Raw genomic sequence first — 19,806 nt, 5'->3', positions numbered from 1 at the left:
CCTCTCACACCACCGTACGTACGGTTCCGTATACGGCGGTTCAATTTATTTTACAGTGTGTACTTTTAGATAATGTTCTAAAGCAGAGAGAAGTCCTCTCTGCTTTAGTCTTTCGGTTGAGATTGCTCTTTGAACAACTTTTGATAGTCCGATTTACCGGTAGCCTTTTCGACAGTAAGTGAGTCCTTTCGCTCCTTCCTTTGGAACTCCTATTTGAACGAGCGATTTGATTTGTTTCTTCGCTACCTTCCATTGCTTCCAGATGATCACTCTGATTCTGGAGCGAAGCTTTTTATCTATCTCCGTCATCGCTTTTTTCAAATTCGAAATTCTAAAGTAATTAACCCACCCTAGTATGACTTGTTTTAGTTTTAAAATTCGGTAGTCCAACCGGACACTCCAATTTCGCTTTGTTAATATCCGAAGCTTCCTTTGAATTTTTTGTATGGATAGCGAATGAGGTTTAACCTGATATTTCTTAATCTTAAAATCGTAATAGTATCCAAATCCCAAGAATTTCAAGTCTTTTGGACGGGAGATTTTACTCTTTTCTACATTGACTATCAGCCCTAATTTCTTTTCTATAAATCTCACGATTCATTTCATCACTCTATTTGCCGCTTTCTCACTCTTCACAAAGATTAAGGCGTCATCAACGTATCTCAGAGGACACTGAAAAAGTGACTAAATATTTGAATTTGAAAATCCGGAATATTCTTACTACTACTTTAGTAGCTAAAAATAGCACTTTTTTGGGAATGAGTTTTTATGAAATTTTCATTTTAGGGAAAATTGGACTTTTTCAGTGGCCTCGTATCGCACGAATTGGAGTCCTCTACTTTCTAGTTCCTTATCCAGTTCGTTTAACATAATATTACTCAAAAGCGGACTGAGGTTTCCTCCTTGCGGAGTTCCAATTGGCGTTTCCTCATAATTCCCGTTTATCATAACCCCACTGATAAGATATTTTCTCATTAAAGAAATGACATCTCCGTCATCTATTGTATTAGAAATGATTCGCATGAGTTTATCGTGGTGGACTGTATCGAAAAACCTTTCAAGGTCGATATCTACAACCCAATCGTGTCCATCATTCAGAAATTCCAAGCTTTTTATTATTGCCACCTTACAACTTCTTTTCGGTCTAAAACCGTAACTGAATTCACTGAACTGCTTTTCAGATATCGGACTGAGTACTTGATGAATAGCTTGTTGAATGACCCTATCCACTACTGTTGGTATTCCCAATTTGCGCATCTTGCCATTTTCTTTTGGGATTTCCACTCGTAAGGCAGTTTGTGGTTGGTATTTTCTTGTTCTGATGTGCTGACGTAGCTCATCCTTGTTCTCTTTCAGATATTCTTTCAGTTCATCGACCGTTATTCCATCGACATCACTTGCCCCCTTATTTCTATAGACCCGCAAGTAGGCATCATTCATGTTTTGATTACTAAGAATCTTTTCTAAAAGTTTCACACTCGTTTCTCCTTTCCTCTCACGTAGTAAATGATATCTCCATTTTGGTTATCCTCTGAGTTACGCTCATACTTTTACCATTAATACATTCGGAGTTCGTCACTTACGCATTCGTGGCGTTGAAACACTATAAATTGTTCACCCCTTCATGAATTACTTCATTACTATGGCTTCTGCTGACTTCTTGTTACTAACCTTTTTCGACTGCACCTATGCACATCCGCAATACCTCCCAGGGTAAGACAGCCATCTTTCCTCTTTTACTCGCCTGATATACCCTACAAAGTTACGGACATCTTTTGGACTTTGACTTGTTTTGGAGCCTTATCCATTTGAAGAGCCTTAGTATCAGATTTCTGTTCGTCGAGCCAAGATTTTATTCCACGCTTCCCTCAGCCCTTACCTCACGATAAGTACCTTACGCTTCCTTAGTGGTTGGTCGATGTGTACCCCCAGTGGACTTTCACCACCTAGATAATTGCCATGTCTGGCACACAATAAAAAGCACCCACAATGTGAGCGCCTTAACTTTATGCTATTCCTTTTTTGAAATAGAAAAACATCAATTCTATAATTATATAGAATTGATGTTTAGTCTTAATTATGGCAATGGGCAAGGTGTTATCGCGCCGCATTTTGTTGGTGGTGTTTTGCTCGAACCGCCACCGTCACCCTTTAATACAGGGTTTGGATCAACTGCACCTGCACTACTAACAAATGATAAACTTAGTAATAAAACACCTAAAATAGATAACATTGATTTTTTCATTTTCATAAATACCAATCTCCTTTTTATTATATATTTTGTCGTACACTGTTATATTTTGCATTATTCGCTAAATATCTTTTTATTTTTTAAATATTTTTAATATTAATTTTATAATAGCAATATATAATAAAAAGCAACATCATAATAATGTGACTTAACTTTCCACTACTCGTTTTTTGACAAAGAAAAAGCATAGATTGTGTTAGATTCGATGCTTATTCCTAATTACTTATGGCAGTGGACAAGGTGCTTTGACACATGATGTTGGTGGCTTTGGAGGATCTCCTCCAACCTCAACATGGACAGCGCCTGCACTGCTAGCAAACGATACAGATAGCAATAAAACACCTAAAATAGATAACATTGATTTTTTCTTTTTCATGAAATTCATTCTCCTTTTTATTAGATATTTTGTCGTACACTGTTATATTCTGCATTATTTGCTAAAACCCTTTTTTATTTTTTAAATATTTTTAATATTAATTTTATAATTAAAATATATAATAAAAAGCCACACCTGATTAGATGTGACCTTTATGTAATAGTTATTTTTTTAGAATTGCAAGAAACTCTTCCATATATTTAATTATATCCGTTATATCTAAATCATCATTTAGATTCTCGATATTTTTTTCTTCAGAATAATTTTCTAATATATCATCAGCTTCATTTAATTCTTTATAAAGTTCACTTAATATTGCTACCGATTCAGCATTAAATTTATGAGATTTCATTACTTCCACCTCCTCCACACTAATCATAATGTGAATGGAAATGATTGTCACTAATTTAAATCTGATAAATTTAAAGAGTACCCGTTATAATGCTCTCTACGAGGAAACTACTAACCTATTAACCTATTAACCTATTAACCTATTAACCTATTAACCTCATGCTAATATTATTGCACATCTATTTCCAAATGCTCTGCCATCAGTCTGCCACGAATCTGCCAAAATATTTTATCAATACTTCAATGCACTTCTTTTCTTGTTCTGGTTAAATAATTTCCTTGCCATTTCGTGCATCTCATCAGTAGGCTTTCTCCTTATCAAATCTAATATATTCTTACTGATTAACTTACGGTTGCCAATCCTGTATTCCTCCTCATTTAATTCCTTTGTTATTTTTGTAACATTCTCTCGAAGTACATATAGCTTAAAAACTTTTTTCTCAAATGCATCAGCTACATAGTTCTCGACCTTCTGTATGTATTCTTCTATTTTTTTAATTTGATCCTTTGCCTCTATTATCTCCATCTTTTTCTACCTTTAGTACTCTTCAATATATAGACTGTTGCACTCGCCTTATTGCCGAAACCCTTTATTTATAAGGCTTGAATACACTTCTTACAACGACTGCACGATACATAAATTTATGTTGCAGATATAGAAAAAAAATTAAATTCTATATTTGTCCATTGCTTTATCTAATGCTTCTTGGTGTATGCCGATATATTCAAAGGTTATTGATGGACTTGAGTGGTTAAATAATTCCTGTAAAATAGCAACATCTTTTGTTTGTTGGTAGAAGTGGTAGCCAAAAGTTTTACGCAATGTATGTGTCCCTACTTCTCTTAAATTGACATGTTCTGCTGCATCTCGAAGAATACGATAAGCTGTTGACCTATCTATTGGTCTATTATCCCCTTGACGGCTCTTAAATACATACGAAGAATCATTTAACCCTTAACATAAGGAAGGATTTCTTTTTTTATATAGCCTGGTAATTTTACTCGTTTTCTCTTAAGTGTTTTTGTTTCTCTAATAACTACATGAGATGCTAATAAATCTTCTTTAACAACAGGAGCAATTTCATTAAAATATAAAGAACATACATTCTTAGGAGGTGGTGCAAAAAGATTTGCTTTTTAATTTATCTTCACTTATCTTTTCCTGTACATTACGCCGCCAAGCATTGAAAGGGAATGGTAAAGATGAAATTGCAAAAATCAAACAAGGATCCAGAACTCTATTCTTATTTAACAGCAAATAATGAAAAACTATGGATGTACCGTCACAAATATATTGATAAGAACGGTAAACGAAGAGAGAAAAAGAAGAGTAGCTTTATAAGCGAAAAAACAGCCCTTAGAGCACTTTTAGAGATAAAGGCAGCATAAGTTAGCGGACAGATAAAACTAATTGAAAATGACCAAATAACCGTGGCGGAATGAATAGATATTTGGTTTGACGCTAATAAGAGCAACTGGAAGGTGCCAACTCGTGGTAACAGAGAAGCAACAGTTAGATTACACATAAAACCTTTGTTAGGCCATTATTAATTGCAAAAACTAGATAAAATTACGTATAGAATATCATTTATAAACGTATTGGAGAAAAAGTTTAAACCAAGTTCTGTGCTATTATTCCACACCATATTAAAAATTGCCATAAATGCCGCAGTCGAAGATGAGATACTTGATCGTAACAGGTTCACCAAGATACCTCTTAAAGGTGTAGAAGAGCCAGAAGAAGTAATAAACTATTACACTCATAACCAACTGGTCACTTTCTTAGAAGCAACTAACCGACTTGAAAATGTCACGAATTCCAACTTGTTTTTAACACTTACCTATACTGGGTTACGAAGAGGCGAAGCGTTCGGTTTGCAGTGGAAAAACATTGATTTTAATAAAAAGACAATAACTGTTGAACGCACTAGAGATCGGCACAGTACAAGAACCCCAAAAACAGTTATAGAACAATTTTAATCGATGACATACTTGTAAAAAAGTTAAAGACTTATCATACATGGTGTAAAAGAACGATGTTAGCTTACGGTATTAAGTATAACGAAAGCCGTTTTGTTTTTATCGGAGAGGAATGTGGAAACCCAAGCAATTACAATCATGCATACTATGCCTTTCAAAAAATAATAAATGCTAACGGGTGCTTGCATGGCTTACGTCACACACACGCAACAATACTTTTGAATAGAGGATTGAATGTAAAGGTAATTGCAGAACGATTAGGCAATACAACGCAGATGATTTACGAAACATACGGGCACGTATTGAAAAAACTGGAGGTTCAAGCTGTAGCATTAATTGGAGCTAGTTTGGAGGAGAGCGGGGCTAAAAGTGGGGCTATCCTTCCTTAAATTACCCTTAGCCTATTGGTACTGCTTGGTTTTCGTTGAAAATTGTTCATTATATACAACAAAATGACAAAAACAGGCGACTTTATCAAATCGCCCGTATTTTTATTATATTCAGTTTTTATTTGTGAAGTTTTTTAACTTGTCTCCTAAAACATCACTAATGGAGAAGCCTTTAGACTCTTCCGGCAATTGATAATCTTCTAGATTATAGTCATTTTCGTTTTCGATTAAATCCTTTATGCTTAAAGATAAACGTTTATCAGCACTGTTTACATCCAGCACTTTTACTTGGACTTCCTCGCCTTCTTTAAGTACTTCATGTGGGGTTGAAATATGTTTATGCGCAATTTGAGATATATGCACAAGTCCTTCTATTCCTGGAAATACTTCAACGAAAGCACCATAAGAAACAATACGTCTAATAGTTCCTGCCAATATTGCGCCTTTAGTCGCTTTATCTTCAATATCTGCCCAAGGTCCAGGTAACGTATCTTTAATAGATAAAGAAATTCTTTCGGAATCTCTGTCTACAGATAATACTTTTACATTTACTTCTTGTCCCTCCGATAGCATATCTCCAACATTTTCTAAGTGATCGTGGGATATTTGGGAAATATGAACAAGACCATCCACGCCACCAATATCTACAAAAGCACCGAATGATGCTATTCGCTGAACAATTCCAGTTAATATTTCTCCACTATGAATAGTTTCAAGGGTTTTTTGTTTACTTACAGCTTTTTCATCTTCTAAAACTGCTTTATGGGAAAGGATTAAGCGATTTTTATCTTTTTCAAATTCTACGATTTTAAATGTTAATACTTTTCCTTTGTAATCTTCAAATGATTCAACGAAATAGTCTTCAATTAATGAAGCAGGGATGAAACCACGCACACCTAAATCTACTACTAATCCGCCTTTCACAACTTCTTTTACTTCCGTTTCAATAATTTCACCTGATTGGAATTGTTTCTCCAAATGGTCCCACGCTTTTTCAGCATCGACTTTCCGTTTGGAAAGTACAAAATTAGCTTCTTCCTTTTTTGTAATCATCAATTCCAGTTCGTCACCAATGGAAACGGCGTCGGATGCTTTTTCAATATGCAAGCTAGATAGTTCGCTAATCGGAACTATACCATCAAAAGGTGCACCTTCAATTGTTACGAATGCCGATTTCTCATCTACTTGCGCAACCGTCGCTTTCACAAGATCTCCTTCTTTAAACTCATGTGTATCGACTAAGTTCATTTCTTCTGACATATGATATCCTCCTTCACAACGTCTCAAGTCTATTTTATGCGAACTAGCACAGAAATACAAAAGGTAGCCCTTATCAAACGAAAAAGAATTGATTATTTTGATTTTTTATATTGATCTAGTAGTTGACCAATGTTAGTCATAATGACTTCCGTTACTTCGTCTGCTGACGCTTTTCGATCTCGATAGGGTTGTATATCAATCATCTCTCCAAATACTATTTTCAGTTTTCTAAATGGCTTATATGGTCCTATAATTGCACAAGGAACAATATTGGCTTCTCCTCTAAGTGCAAAGAATCCAGCTCCGCTAAAACCTTTTCCCAAGGTTCCATCCTTACTTCTTGTTCCTTCTGGGAAAAGACCTACTACTTCCCCATCCTTTAAAAGTTTTATGGCACGGCGAAGGGCATCACGATCACTCATTCCTCTTTTAACAGGAAAAGCATTAACTCCAGGAAGAATACTTTTTAAAATAGGAATATGAAATAGTTCTTCTTTTGCCATAAAATTCACAGCCCTTGGCGCATTAATTCCGACAACTGGAGGATCTAACGCATTTATATGATTTGAACACAAGAGAATGCCTCCCTCTTTTGGAAAATTCTCTGCACCGATTACTTCAAATCGATAAATCGGCTTTAACGCGGCATACACGACTGTTTTCGCAAATGAATAGAGATTCATATTATCTCATCCTCTCTTTTGCTAGTTGCATAATTTTCTCAGATACTTCTTCAATAGTTAGAGATGTCGTATCAATAAATATTGCATCTTCTGCTTTTATTAATGGAGAAGCTTCACGTTCGCTATCCATTTTATCTCGAAGAGCTATTTCTTCTATTAGTTCTTCTAAGTTCGTTGAAATTCCTCTTTTTTGATTTTCTAGGAATCGTCTTCTTGCTCGCTCTTCTACACTTGCTGACATGAATATTTTTAGCTCTGCATTTGTTAATACATGCGTCCCAATATCTCGACCATCCATTACGATACTTCCATTTTTACCCATTTCAAGTTGTCTTAATACCATTTCTTTTCTTAAATCTGCATGCGCGGCAACCTCTGAAACAGAAGCTGTTACTTCTTTGGAGCGAATCTCATCTGTTACTTCTTGATTATCTAAAAAAACTAGTTGACCTTTTGGAGAAGGCTTCAACTCAATAGATGTTTTATTTAATATATTCGTTAATTTTTCTCCGTCTTGCAAATCTATGTTTGATTGAATCGCTTTATACGTTATTGCTCGATACATTGCTCCTGTATCTACATATGTATATCCGAGTAACTCTGCAGCTTTTTTGGCAATCGTGCTTTTTCCTGCAGCTGCAGGACCATCAATGGCGATTTGAATTTGTTTTGTCATATTGTAGCCTCCACTCTATTCGAGTATATTTTATCATAAAACCATCCGTAAAAAAAAAGCCTGTATTCACAGACTTTTCATTCATTTCTTTTTTCTTAAAAACAATTGGCGTTCAAAACAAAAACGGACAATTTGTTGTTTGTCTAAATCATCGGTATCCGTAAACTGCAAGGATGCTAATTTTTGCTGACCTCTATCCCAAATTCGGACAACAGCTGCTGTAGTGGTTACATATTTTATATCCCCATTATTAAAGGCTAAAGGGATCAACATGGAGATTTCGTCTCCTTCTTTAAATTTAACTTCGCGATTCAAGATTACTGCCGATCCTCCAGCACTGATATCATCTGCTACAAATTGATATTTATCATCTTCAAATTGAACAGAAATATCTAATGAAGTAGACACTCGCACAAAGTCTCTTCTTTGAATTTTAATAACTTCTGAGTCCCCTGGATACGAAAGCTTAATCATCGGTATTTGACCTTGCCGCTTTGCTAACACTTCTGTGTGAAAAGCAAACGCTGATTTAGATTCCTCTACATAAGAAACACGAAGTTGAGTCCCTTCCATTAAAAATACCGTTTTATTTGAGATTGTGTCAATTGGATAATCAATAAAAATAAATTGCTCGTCTAAATCCACTACTTTACAACGATATTTCTCTACTTTTTCTACAAAAGTAGGTTCTAATATCAGAATGGTCCCTAGTTTAATTTTCATACACATTACCTCTTTAAGTGTGATTATAGTTCTATTATGACACTTAAAGTATTTTATTTCTATAAAATTATTTTAACAAACGCTTGGACATTTTTTATGGCAGTTTTTCTGCTTGTAGAATTTCATGATTTTCTGTATCTATATAAATCTTATAGGTGCCAATGGAATCACTTCTTGTTAATATTTCATATGCCAGTCTCTGTTGCAGCTCCTTATTTTCTACAAAACATAATCTCTCCTCTTCGACAGAAAAGTCATCTGAAAATAACTCTTTATAGTTTAGAGGTTTAATTTCTTGAGGACCAATTTTTTCTTTTTGTATATACTCCATTGCATTTAACCCTAGTAATTCTCCATTATCTTTTGCTATTTTCAACTGGATACCATCCGCATAGACAAGTGCTTTGTTTTCAGCTTCTACTCTTGCAAAAGATAAATGCCAAGCGATATGGTTTTCTCGAAAGTCTACCAATTCCGTATCTGCATAGTCAAAAGATTTCATATAGCTCTTTGCTTTTTCTTTCATCTGTTCAGCACTTATAGTTGTGTTTTCAAAAGGTCTTTCCATTAGAAATGATAATAAGTGTCCACCTTTTTTCGTAAAATCTGCGTAACCAATTCGTATACCTTTATGATATTGTAAGTGATAAAAAGGATACGGAGCATCATTAGAGCTTTCAGTAGTATGAATAGTCGCATCCTTTAATTCAGGAAATAGTTGAACAAATTTTTGTTTTATTTGTTCTAGGCTCACATCCGAATCTTCAATTTGTTGCAGGTCTTTCTTTTTTTGATGATCTGTTTCACTAGCTGTCATCGGGAAATCACTTTCTGTATATGCTTTCGCTGAATCCCCTAGTTGCTTCCAACTTTTTTCATTATCTTTATTTACTTTATTTAATACAAATGTATTTACTATATAATCTTTTTTCCCTTCATCTTTATTCGTAAAAGCCCATTGATTGGATAGTTCCCTTAAGTTATCTCGGGCAGATGTCATATTTTTTTGCCATTCTTCGATTGGTATTTTCCCCGTCTTTACAAGGGAAGCACCATTTCCAATTCGGCTTAAGTAATTCATCCATACAGTGGAAGTTTCGTGATCTATTGGTAAAGCCGAAATAGATGCACGTACATCGGAAGAAATTCTCCATACATCTTCTAAAGGTTTGTCTAGTGCCTCCCTATCTTTGAATAACAGCGTTTGATCAATGGAGTCACTTAATTTTGTCAATTTTTCAGAAGCTGTAGTTAATTGGTTGGAATATTGGATAGCAAGCGCATTTTCTAATCGGGTATTCTTACTTTGGATAGAAAAATGATACACCAGGAATATAACAGCGACAGAAGCAATGATCCATATATACTTTTTCATCTTATCTCCTTAAGAGCAAAAAATATGCTGTCCGATTGTTTTAATTTGTGGTCGTGACCAAATCCATTTACTAGTTGCGGTCTTTGGATTGAAATAATAGATAGCATTTTCTGAGGGATCCCACCCATTTAATGCATCTAGCACTGCTTCTTTTGCTCGTTCATTTGGCTCTAACCAAATTTGACCATCCGCTACTGCGGTAAATGCTAATGGTTGGAAAATTACTTCAGAAATAGTATTAGGAAAATCAGGGTGCTCTACTCTATTCAAGATAACCGCAGCAACAGCTACTTGTCCTTCGTATGGTTCTCCTCTGGCTTCCCCATATACTGCATTTGCAAGAATTTTCAAGTCTTTTTCAGAATATTTCGGAGGAAGTTGCATTTTTGTACTTTCCGCTTTCTTATTTTTTACTTGTTTTCCTAAGTCTGTGCCTCCATAATAGGTAAAACTATTGCCTTTATTAATTTGTTCATGTACCCAAGCTTTGTTGAATTCGGAAGCACTCACAAGCTTTTTCTTGGTTGCTTCTCCAAGTAAGCCGTCTATTGGAAGCCCATATTTTTCTTGAAAGTTCCTTAAAGCCCAATAGGTGCTGTAGCCAAATTTCCCATCAATTTCACTCTTGTAATATCCAATGAATTGAAGTCTGGCTTGCAATTCAATCACATCATCACCAAAAGCTCCCCTCTCTAATATTTGAGTGGAGAAAGCTTGAGTAGATTGCTCCTGCGTAATAAATGTATAGCTAACTGTACAAAAGACCAAGCTAATAAGGATGTATTTTAATTGTTTCAAACGACATCTCTCCTTTATACATAGCTTGGATAAAAAATGCCCAAATATACAAAAAAAATCTAGCAATTAGCCAGATTTTTCTTTTGTTGAATATCCATGATGTTCAAATCTTTTAATACGTGAAAATATATGGGCTTTCTTTACTCGTGATAAGCCAAATAACCATAAAAACAACATGAATGGAACGATTAAGAGTAAATCTATTCCTTTAATAATTAGTATACTATTATAAACACAATGCAACGTAAAAGAAGCTAAAAATGCATAGAAAATTTCATATTTGGCTATTTTATCATCGGAAAATTTAGCTCTTCCTAGGTAATAACCCATTACGACACCAAATAATGCATGACTTGAAACCGGAAGTAATGCGCGAAGGAAAGCCTGATCCATCCCGAAGTTCAATAAATATAATATATTTTCGATGGTCGCGAATCCAAGTGAAACACTTGCTCCATATAATATTCCATCATAAGGATCATCAAACTCCACATGTTTATATATAGCAATAATTAAAATGAGCCATTTAAAAAATTCTTCTAATGCACTTGTTACTAAAGCTTGATGAACAAAGATAGATGAAATCACTTTTTCTTCTTGTATAACATGTTGAATGAATAAAATAGGAAAAGTTAATATAGCGCCATATATAAATGTATGTAACAATAATTTTGAGGGTTCTTCTTCAATATCTCTTCGTAAATAGAAATAACTTAAAAGCGCAAGAGCAGGAGCAATTGCAACGGAAAGTAGTATTAGCATATTTTTACTCCTTCCAATAAACTCAAATCCATTTTTGCGTATCCAAGTCTAAATTTTTATCGAGCTTGTTTCAACCTAACTCAGTAAGCACTGACCTAGGGTATCTTTATTATAACATTATTTTTTAGATAATTTGTAAAAATTACGGAGGTATTAAATTGAAAACAATATTACTAATTCATACTGGTGGAACAATTTCCATGGAGGTCCATGCAGAAACAGGAGTAGTTATTCCTACAGAAAATAATCCCCTTTTTATTGAGGGTGTGAAGTTAAAAGAACATGCTGATATAATAGAAATAGAAGCATTTAACTTACCTTCTCCTCACATTACACCAAGAGAAATGCTCATCCTAAAAGAGTTAATCGAAAGTTATACTCGCGAGCAAAAAATAGATGGAGTTGTCATTACACACGGAACTGATACTTTGGAAGAAACAGCTTATTTCTTAGACCTTTCTTTGGAAACAACCATCCCAATTGTCCTTACAGGTGCTATGCGTTCTTCCAACGAAATAGGATCAGACGGACTTTACAATCTGTTGTCTGCTGTAAAAGTTGCATGTTCAGAGGACGCAAAAGAAAAAGGTGTTCTCGTAGTTTTAAATGATGAGATACATACGGCAGAAAATGTAACCAAAACACACGCCAGTAATGTAAGCACTTTTCAGAGTCCGCAATACGGACCAATTGGTTTTATTTCCAAGTCAATTGTCCATTTTCATCACTCACCTAATCATCGAGCTGTTTTTCCTATTCAAAGTATTACGAAAAGAGTCGCACTATTTAAAGTATATGCAGGAATGGAACCTGATTTACTAGAATCTTCTGTAAAGTTAGGTTATGACGGAATTGTATTGGAAGCACTAGGACAAGGTAACGTACCCCCAAGCCTCGTTCCAATTATTGAAGAAATTTTGAAAAAAGACATACCGATTGTGCTTGTTTCTAGATGTTTTAATGGTATCGCACAAGATGTATATGGTTATGTTGGCGGTGGGAAAGGATTAAAAGAACTAGGAGTAATTTTCACAAAAGGTCTAAATGGACAAAAAGCAAGACTTGCCCTACTTATTGCACTGAATCATTCAGATTCTAGAAAAGCAATGGAGGATATTTTTTCTATCTAAGAAGTGCGAAAACACTTATGGCCGCCCTAACAGGCAAATCGATTTGTGAAGACATCCTACGTAACGATGCCTGATCCGCATTGTGCAGACCCAAAATCCAAGTCATCTCAACTTTATGTAGAAACTTCTCTCGGTGAAGTTTCTACGGTAAAAGTAAATAAGAAAAACGCAAGCGTCCTTTAAGTGCAACTTGTCTTTACTATTTTCAGAGTGCTTTGGACGAAACATAGGCTACACTATTAACGTAGAATTTTATAGAGGATCTGAAAGTGACTATGTCACTTCCAAATCCTCTTTTTCCGGTAATTTTGTGACAGATGCTTGTACATCGCTATCTTGGAAAATGTTGAAACAAGGTACATAAGGTTTGGTTAATGAGTGAATAAATCCTTTCCTATTCTTTTAAAAGCGGACGAAGATGCAATTTCGTCCGCTCAGCACTTCCTTAATAATGGATGCTATCTATTTTTCTCTAGTACCACCTACTCTAATGATACACTCACCGATTCGTGTATACTGTGTGCGGTAAAACTAAAGAAAACTAAAGATCTAACCCTTGAAATTATACTATGATTCCTTACTAATACTGGATTCTTAGCGATAGCTGGGCAAAATCTTCTTGTTTGGTACTACTCGCTTAATGGATTGTAGTGAAAGGTGGCGACTCCAGCGGGATGAGTGAGACAGATGTGCCATCGCAAACGACGCGAATGCGGCGGTGATGGCTCATCGCTCACCCCGCGGAACGCGTCCACCTGAAACGAAAATCCGCGGTATTATATAATTCTTTAAAGTACTATGAACACTGGTTTCGCAGTACGATAATCCATATACTTTCTTATCTTTAAGAAAAACGCAAGCGTCCTTTAAGTGCAACTTGTCTTTACTATTTTCAGAGTGCTTTGGACGAAACATAGGCTACACTATTACCATAGGAATTTCTGTGGATTGAGAAGTGACTGCGTCACTTCTCAATCCACTTTTTTCTGTAATCTTGTGGCGGTTGTTTGTCCGTCGCCTTCTTGAAATACGTAAAGACATAATGCATTTGTTTTAGTTAGGGAGAGAATAAATCCTTTCCTATTCTTTTAAAAGTGGACGAAGATGCAATTTCGTCCGCTCAGCGCTTCTTTAATAATGGATGCTATCTATTTTTTAGGTTCTACTTACTCTATTGTTAACAACGGTAAGTACTAGTTTATTATTTTACAGAAGCATATTGTATTTCTTAATACAAATGTGAAAGACTCAGGAAATGCAGAAGAAAAGCGAAAAGGCATTTAGTTGCCTTTTCGCTTTCTTTCTATTTCTTGTGCAATTTGTCCACCATGAAAACGACCATTTTCAATGAAAATTTCATTTGCATTATTACCTGCAGCAATTACTCCGGCTATAAAAACACCTTTTACGTTCGTTTCCATTGTTTCTTCGTTAAATGACGGTCTTCCTGTCATAGAATCAATTTCTATTCCGACATTGGCTAAAAAACTTTGATTGGGATGATAACCAATCATGGCAAATACAAAATCATTGGCAACTGTAAATACACCAGTTGGACCTTTTAAAAAGGCGAATTTTTCATCTATGGAAAGAATCTCTGTATTAAAGAGCATATCAATCTCATTGTTTCGAACAAGCCCTTCAAACTCTGGTAAAATCCAAGGTTTAATGCTAGGAGAATAATTGCTGCCTCTATATGCTACCGTCACATTGGCTCCTGCTTTGTTCAACTCTAATGCGGCATCAATTGCAGAGTTTTTACCTCCAATAACTAACACATTTTGGTCAAAATAAGGATGACCTTCTTTAAAATAATGAAAGACTTTGGGTAGTTCTTCTCCTTGTATGTCCATATAATTTGGTTGATCATAATAACCAGTTGCAATTATTACGTAATTTGCTAAGTAAGTTGCTTTAGAGGTAGTAATCAGAAACTTATTTTCTTTTTTCGAAATATTGTTTACAAATTCATATTTATTTACATGAAGCTTTTTTAACTTGGCAACTTCTCGATAATACACTAAAGCTTGATTTCTCTTTGGTTTTCGTTCTTCGACGATAAAAGGAACATCACCAATCGCTAATTTTTCACTTGTACTAAAAAACGTTTGATGAGTAGGATAATTATAGATTGCATCTACAATGTTTCCTTTCTCAATGATCACATAATTTAACCCAAGTTCTTGAATTGAGATTGCAGCAGCTAAACCACATGGTCCTCCGCCAACAATAAGCACATCTACATTTTGTTCCAACCTTAAAACTTCCTTCCACCATTTTAGAAATTTTTTACTTTTGCTTTACCGAATAACGTAATAATATGACACTCTGATTTTGCTCCTAATCTTAACGGTACCCCTGTTGTACCAAATCCATTGCTAATCAGTTCCGCACTATTCTCTTTTTCTCTAAACGCACCATTTTCGTAAATACCAAAAGGTCCAAAACGGATTTGTCCGCCATGAAGATGCCCAGCTAACAAGAGATGCGGCTGCGCTACTTTTTTCGCGTTATTAAAAAAAGCAGGTGCATGCGATACAAAAATAATAATCTCCTCATCTAAAACATCCTGAAATGCATCATATATATTAACCCTACCATGAAATCCATCATTTATTCCAATAAGGCGAATGATAGATTGACTAGATTTGAGGACGACAGATTTATTATTTAAGATACATACTCCATATTTCTCTAGTATCGAATTTAATTGTGGTTCTCCTACTTCACGATCATTATTTCCGTAGACATAAAAAACCTTCCCTATTTTACATAACTGCAAGATGTTATTTTCTGTCCTCTCTAAAGGCACTCCCTTTTCGGTTATATCTCCCCCAATAATGACTATATCCACTCTTTCTAAAAGAGAATCAATCAATTTATCGGATATTTTTCTACGATGAATATCTGAAATGAAAAATACACGGAATTGTTCCCCATCTTTCATTTCTCCGATATGCAATGAATGTTCTTTCACGTTAATTTGAAAAGCCAGGATAAGCATATATAATGGTGTTAAAATAATGCAGGCTATAATAAGTATAGCGATATACGTCAAATAAAAGCCTCCTCAGAAACATAGAAAAAGACAGGGATTTCCCCCTGTCCAGTATAGCATGAAAAAATATTGAACTCATTATTCGTCTTTATTAATATGTAATACACGAAATCCAGACTTTTCAAAATCTCCAATAATACGATTCAATTTTTGATCATTATCTATCTTCAATACAATTCTACGAGCTATTTTATCTGTTTCGTCAAAAGTAACTAAGGAAATGACCGGTGTATGGTATTTCTTTAATATATCAGCTACTTTCAGAATACGCCCTTCCGATTCAACAGAGGTAAGCGCTATTCTTGTTCCATTACTTTCCATACCAAATGCGCTTCGGAATTGTAAAATAGTGTCATATCTAGTGACAATCCCAAGGAATTTCCCTTCATCTAAAACAGCAATGATTGGAAAATCATACAACTTTACTAATGCACTTTCAAAAACATCTTCTAATTGCACAAAGGTGTCCTCTCTTACAGCAATATCTCTAACGGTAGTTTGTTTTAAAAAGGTATCTCTATCTACATCGCTATAGAAAAATGCTTTGTACAAAAGATATTTATTAAACATTCCTTTATAGATACCATTTTCAAGTATCGGCAACGCATCAATCTCTTTTTCATCTAGTTGCTGTAAAGCATCCATTAATGAAGCATTCACATTCACGGTCAAACATTTTTCTTTTGGAATCATTACACTTTTAACAAACATATATACACCTCTTCCATTACAGATTAATGATATATATTCGACAAAGTTTGTAATTATCCTTCTTTTCTACAAATTTTTAAGGTAAAACAAGCTTTTGACCTGCTGAAATACTATCCGATTTTAATCCATTTGCAACTTTAATTTTTTCAACTGCTTTAGGATCTTTATAATAATTAATAGCAATTCGATAAAGCGTTTCATTCTTTTGTACGATATGTGTTTTTGCTTGGGAAACTTCTATTGGTTTTGTTTCCACTTCAGTCTGTGAAGTTGTTTTAGTTTCTACTTCTGTTATTGGTTCTTCAGTTTTAGATTCTTCTTCCGCTTCCTTTTCAGGGGCTGTCACTACCGTACTTTGCTCTACTACTGTCTCAGAATCATTTTCTTCCTTGCTATTATCATCACCAGTATTAGAGATTGTTTTTTTTTCTAAAGTAACACCTTGATTCGTAACGTTTTCAACTTCCGCGGTGTAAAAAAATTGTACATAAATAAAAATACATATAGGTATTAAAATAAAGATAAAAAATAAGACAGGTATTAGTAAGTTTTTAGATTTTTTCTTTGTTTTTTTAGCATAGCTCGTTCTTCTGCTTCTTCTGGGCTCATTCATTTCTTCCTCTAAGCCAATAGATTGCCTATGTTCATCTATTTTTTTTTGGTAATCATCTTGATTCATATTGTTCTAACTCCAATCATTCCTTCTTTTTACTATTTCTATTATGACGAATTTTGTTGAAAAAGTAAACTTCCCAATAGTAATACTAGTAAAGCAATTCATTTAGTCTATTTTTCCAATTTAGTTGTTTTTCCTCTTCCTTTTGTTCGGTTCTTTCTGTAAGCACATGATGAATGCCATAAGAACAAACAGTACAACAATTAATTGGCCGCTCTTTTAATTGTTCGTCAAAATTGTTTAATAATTGCTCTCTAATACACCATTCATTTTGAAATAATGTAAACAATTTCTGTATTTCCATCCTTTTCTTTTGTTTGATTTCATAAAATAAATCCATTGTTTCTTGTTCTGATAAAATTTCCTTCCAATAATTCAATATACGAGTTGTAGTTTCCGATAATTGAATTTGAACGTCATCCGTTTGGTAAACAAGTTTAATATCAGCTTCTTCAGGAAAATCCTGCATAGCAACGTAAAAGGCTTGTTCAACATCTGAATTAGTATAGACAAGTGAAGCTATGGATTGTTTACCATCCCTTGCAGCTCTTCCTATTTCTTGCATATAACTAGAGATGGATGTGGGTATATGATCGTGTATGATTTGTCGAATATTGTCTTTGTGTATACCCATCCCAAATGCATTAGTTGCACAAATCCAATCCAATTTCCCTTGTTGAAACTGCTGTTGGATTAACACTCGATCATCTTGCTCCATTTTCGCATGATAAAAAGCAGCACGAATTCCTTTTTTTAGTAGCTCTTCTACATAAGATTCCGTTTTCTTACGTGATTGAGTATATAAAATACCTGGTCCATTAGTTGTCGTTATCCGACCTAAAATCCACGCTACTTTTTCTTTTTGATCATCCAATTGTTTCACTTCATATGCTATAGTGGGCCGATCTAACGAATGGACATATTCATATGGTTCTTTCATATGTAATGTACGTTTGATCTCTTGTACAACTTTTTTAGTTGCAGTTGCCGTTAAAGCAAGGACACTCGTTTTAGGAAAAGTTTGAAGCCACTTGGAGATTCTTAAGTAATCTGGCCGGAAATCGAATCCCCATTGCGAAATACAATGGGCTTCGTCAGCTACTACATATGCTATTTGAATAGAGGAAAGCGCCCGGTTAAATCGGTTGTTTTGAAGCATTTCTGGAGAAGTGAAGATAAATTTATAACCGGATAAGTTTTGAAATACCGATTCTTTTTGTTCAAAAGATAAAAATGAATTTATCGCAACTACTCGTTTTTCTCCCATCATTTTTAGTTGTTCTACTTGATCTTGCATGAGCGACAATAAAGGTGAAACAATTACAACCGTACCTTTCATCAAATAAGCTGGCAATTGAAATAATAATGACTTTCCCATCCCAGTTGGCAAAATAGCTATGACATCTTTCCCTTCAATCACTTGTTGGATGATTTCTTTTTGTCCATCTCGAAATGAAGTATGACCGAATTTTTGTTTAAGTATTTCTGTCAACTTATCCATTCACTACTTCCCCTTTTGTAAGTGCAAGTCTTATTTGAAAAAAACTTAATTCTGGAAATTGTTCTCGAATTTTTTTTAATTTCTTTGTTTGTAATTCCTTTGAAGTTTGTACCACTTTTCGTACTTGTTCTTCATTCATAAAATCCACTATTGGAAAATCCTGTTTTATTGAAACTATTTCAATTATATGATCTTCTATCGTATTTATTTTTAAAAATCGCATTTCTGCAATTTCATGGATGTTATACCCTTTTTCCCATAAACGATACGTTTTCATTGCTGAATCGGTTAAAGGTGTCATTACTTCAATATCTTTTGTAATGGCGTATAAATCTGGATATCTTTCTTTTGTTATTGCAGCTAAAGCTATATGTAAACCTTCAATAAATAATAATTTCACATCCAAAATACTTAGATTGTAATAGCGAGCAAGTTGCTCCCAGGTCATTCCACTTTTGTCATATCCACTTAATCGATAAACAAATAGCTCCCGGTGAATGTCTTCAAAGATTGGACTAACAAGTAATTGCTCTATTTGTTTTTTAAATTCAATTACGAATGCCGAGTCCTGGAAGTTTTTCATTACTAAATATGATCGCACAAATTGATGAACGAGTTGATTTTTTTGATTTGGAACAAACCGTTTTTCATCTGCTTGAAAGTTAGACAATGTTTGCACAACTAACTCTATCCTATTCCAAAATACAACCTCATTTCCTCTATATAACCATCCATTATATAAAGGCTTGCGGTTTGAATTCATTTGAAGAAAGCCTTTCTCTGTTAATGAAATGGATGACTCATTCATTTCAATAAATTCGTTTGATAATAGCTTAGTAACTTCAACATTATATTCTTCTTTAGAGAGTTTAGGATAAAGTGAAAAAAAAGGATGTAAGTTAAAATAAGTAACATCTTGTATAGTTTGGCCTGATTTTTTCCCTTTTAACAAATAGAATGGGGCTGTAGAAGATCTCTCACCATGGAATTTATGTATGATTAATAATAATAGTTGATGAAAATACAATTGAAATACCTCACATTTTAAATGTATTTTTGTTGAAATGTCGTGTAAACACCTTTAGAATGAATAAGATAGTATATTC

At 34.4% G+C, this 19,806-nt stretch carries 21 protein-coding genes and 1 pseudogene; 2 read left to right on the top strand and 20 right to left on the bottom strand.

Annotated features, from left to right (window positions below):
- Positions 1–153 precede the first annotated feature (153 nt).
- The 7 genes from PB01_RS07495 to PB01_RS21270 form a co-directional block, all read right to left on the bottom strand.
- Complete coding sequence (locus PB01_RS07495) at positions 154–594, bottom strand: group II intron maturase-specific domain-containing protein (RefSeq protein WP_225986197.1); 441 nt, start codon at positions 592–594, stop codon at positions 154–156.
- 183 nt (positions 595–777) lie between these two features.
- On the bottom strand, positions 778–1,476 hold the full coding sequence (locus PB01_RS07490; RefSeq protein ID WP_225986196.1) for a reverse transcriptase domain-containing protein: 699 nt from the start codon (positions 1,474–1,476) through the stop codon (positions 778–780).
- A gap of 601 nt (positions 1,477–2,077) precedes the next feature.
- Positions 2,078–2,251, bottom strand: coding sequence for a hypothetical protein (locus tag PB01_RS20920; RefSeq protein WP_192797501.1), 174 nt, complete (start codon positions 2,249–2,251; stop codon positions 2,078–2,080).
- 223 nt (positions 2,252–2,474) lie between these two features.
- The gene (locus PB01_RS20915) at positions 2,475–2,627 is read right to left on the bottom strand and encodes a hypothetical protein (protein WP_192797500.1); all 153 of its coding nucleotides are present in this window, start codon (positions 2,625–2,627) and stop codon (positions 2,475–2,477) included.
- Positions 2,628–2,790: 163 nt separating this feature from the next.
- Complete coding sequence (locus tag PB01_RS07485; RefSeq protein ID WP_151699629.1) at positions 2,791–2,979, bottom strand: hypothetical protein; 189 nt, start codon at positions 2,977–2,979, stop codon at positions 2,791–2,793.
- Positions 2,980–3,210: 231 nt separating this feature from the next.
- On the bottom strand, positions 3,211–3,504 hold the full coding sequence (locus PB01_RS07480; protein ID WP_151699628.1) for a hypothetical protein: 294 nt from the start codon (positions 3,502–3,504) through the stop codon (positions 3,211–3,213).
- A gap of 141 nt (positions 3,505–3,645) precedes the next feature.
- On the bottom strand, positions 3,646–3,879 hold the full coding sequence (locus PB01_RS21270; protein ID WP_225986259.1) for a tyrosine-type recombinase/integrase: 234 nt from the start codon (positions 3,877–3,879) through the stop codon (positions 3,646–3,648).
- A gap of 302 nt (positions 3,880–4,181) precedes the next feature.
- Between PB01_RS21270 and PB01_RS21895 the strand changes: the two are divergent.
- A pseudogene (locus PB01_RS21895) lies at positions 4,182–5,347 on the top strand (tyrosine-type recombinase/integrase).
- 111 nt (positions 5,348–5,458) lie between these two features.
- Here the strand turns inward: PB01_RS21895 and rpsA are convergent.
- The 7 genes from rpsA to prsW form a co-directional block, all read right to left on the bottom strand.
- Positions 5,459–6,607 (bottom strand): 30S ribosomal protein S1, encoded by a 1,149-nt coding sequence (gene rpsA / locus PB01_RS07465; RefSeq protein ID WP_151699627.1) that lies wholly within the window; start codon positions 6,605–6,607, stop codon positions 5,459–5,461.
- 92 nt (positions 6,608–6,699) lie between these two features.
- Positions 6,700–7,290, bottom strand: coding sequence for a lysophospholipid acyltransferase family protein (locus tag PB01_RS07460; protein ID WP_151699626.1), 591 nt, complete (start codon positions 7,288–7,290; stop codon positions 6,700–6,702).
- A 1-nt stretch (position 7,291) separates the two neighbouring features.
- A complete protein-coding gene (cmk, locus tag PB01_RS07455; RefSeq protein ID WP_151699625.1) occupies positions 7,292–7,966 on the bottom strand; it encodes a (d)CMP kinase in 675 nt (224 codons plus the stop codon).
- Between the two features lie 81 nt (positions 7,967–8,047).
- Positions 8,048–8,689, bottom strand: coding sequence for a flagellar brake protein (locus PB01_RS07450; protein WP_151699624.1), 642 nt, complete (start codon positions 8,687–8,689; stop codon positions 8,048–8,050).
- A gap of 94 nt (positions 8,690–8,783) precedes the next feature.
- A complete protein-coding gene (locus PB01_RS07445) occupies positions 8,784–10,064 on the bottom strand; it encodes a PepSY1/2 domain-containing protein (protein ID WP_151699623.1) in 1,281 nt (426 codons plus the stop codon).
- A gap of 9 nt (positions 10,065–10,073) precedes the next feature.
- A complete protein-coding gene (sleB, locus tag PB01_RS07440; RefSeq protein ID WP_151699622.1) occupies positions 10,074–10,862 on the bottom strand; it encodes a spore cortex-lytic enzyme in 789 nt (262 codons plus the stop codon).
- Positions 10,863–10,928: 66 nt separating this feature from the next.
- Positions 10,929–11,624: a glutamic-type intramembrane protease PrsW gene (prsW, locus tag PB01_RS07435; RefSeq protein ID WP_151699621.1), complete on the bottom strand. Its 696-nt coding sequence runs from the start codon at positions 11,622–11,624 to the stop codon at positions 10,929–10,931.
- A 158-nt stretch (positions 11,625–11,782) separates the two neighbouring features.
- Between prsW and PB01_RS07430 the strand changes: the two genes are divergently transcribed.
- Positions 11,783–12,754: an asparaginase gene (locus tag PB01_RS07430; protein ID WP_151699620.1), complete on the top strand. Its 972-nt coding sequence runs from the start codon at positions 11,783–11,785 to the stop codon at positions 12,752–12,754.
- A gap of 1,280 nt (positions 12,755–14,034) precedes the next feature.
- On the opposite strand, the gene PB01_RS07425 is transcribed toward PB01_RS07430, so the two are convergent.
- The 6 genes from PB01_RS07425 to PB01_RS07400 form a co-directional block, all read right to left on the bottom strand.
- Positions 14,035–15,009: a YpdA family putative bacillithiol disulfide reductase gene (locus tag PB01_RS07425; RefSeq protein WP_151699619.1), complete on the bottom strand. Its 975-nt coding sequence runs from the start codon at positions 15,007–15,009 to the stop codon at positions 14,035–14,037.
- Positions 15,010–15,032: 23 nt separating this feature from the next.
- On the bottom strand, positions 15,033–15,812 hold the full coding sequence (locus PB01_RS07420) for a metallophosphoesterase (RefSeq protein ID WP_151699618.1): 780 nt from the start codon (positions 15,810–15,812) through the stop codon (positions 15,033–15,035).
- Between the two features lie 78 nt (positions 15,813–15,890).
- The gene (locus PB01_RS07415) at positions 15,891–16,523 is read right to left on the bottom strand and encodes a CBS domain-containing protein (protein WP_151699617.1); all 633 of its coding nucleotides are present in this window, start codon (positions 16,521–16,523) and stop codon (positions 15,891–15,893) included.
- Positions 16,524–16,599: 76 nt separating this feature from the next.
- Entirely contained in the window at positions 16,600–17,202 is a 603-nt protein-coding gene (locus tag PB01_RS07410) for a LysM peptidoglycan-binding domain-containing protein (protein ID WP_151699616.1), read from the bottom strand.
- An 85-nt stretch (positions 17,203–17,287) separates the two neighbouring features.
- Positions 17,288–18,700 (bottom strand): RecQ family ATP-dependent DNA helicase, encoded by a 1,413-nt coding sequence (locus PB01_RS07405; RefSeq protein WP_151699615.1) that lies wholly within the window; start codon positions 18,698–18,700, stop codon positions 17,288–17,290.
- Entirely contained in the window at positions 18,693–19,727 is a 1,035-nt protein-coding gene (locus PB01_RS07400) for a YpbB family protein (RefSeq protein ID WP_151699614.1), read from the bottom strand. The genes PB01_RS07405 and PB01_RS07400 overlap by 8 nt, the downstream gene beginning before the upstream one ends.
- Positions 19,728–19,806 lie beyond the last annotated feature (79 nt).

It is taken from the genome of Psychrobacillus glaciei, assembly GCF_008973485.1.
Taxonomy (GTDB): domain Bacteria; phylum Bacillota; class Bacilli; order Bacillales_A; family Planococcaceae; genus Psychrobacillus; species Psychrobacillus glaciei.
The sequence above is the reverse complement of the archived record's forward strand: the minus strand, read 5'-3'. Positions and strand labels throughout refer to the sequence as shown.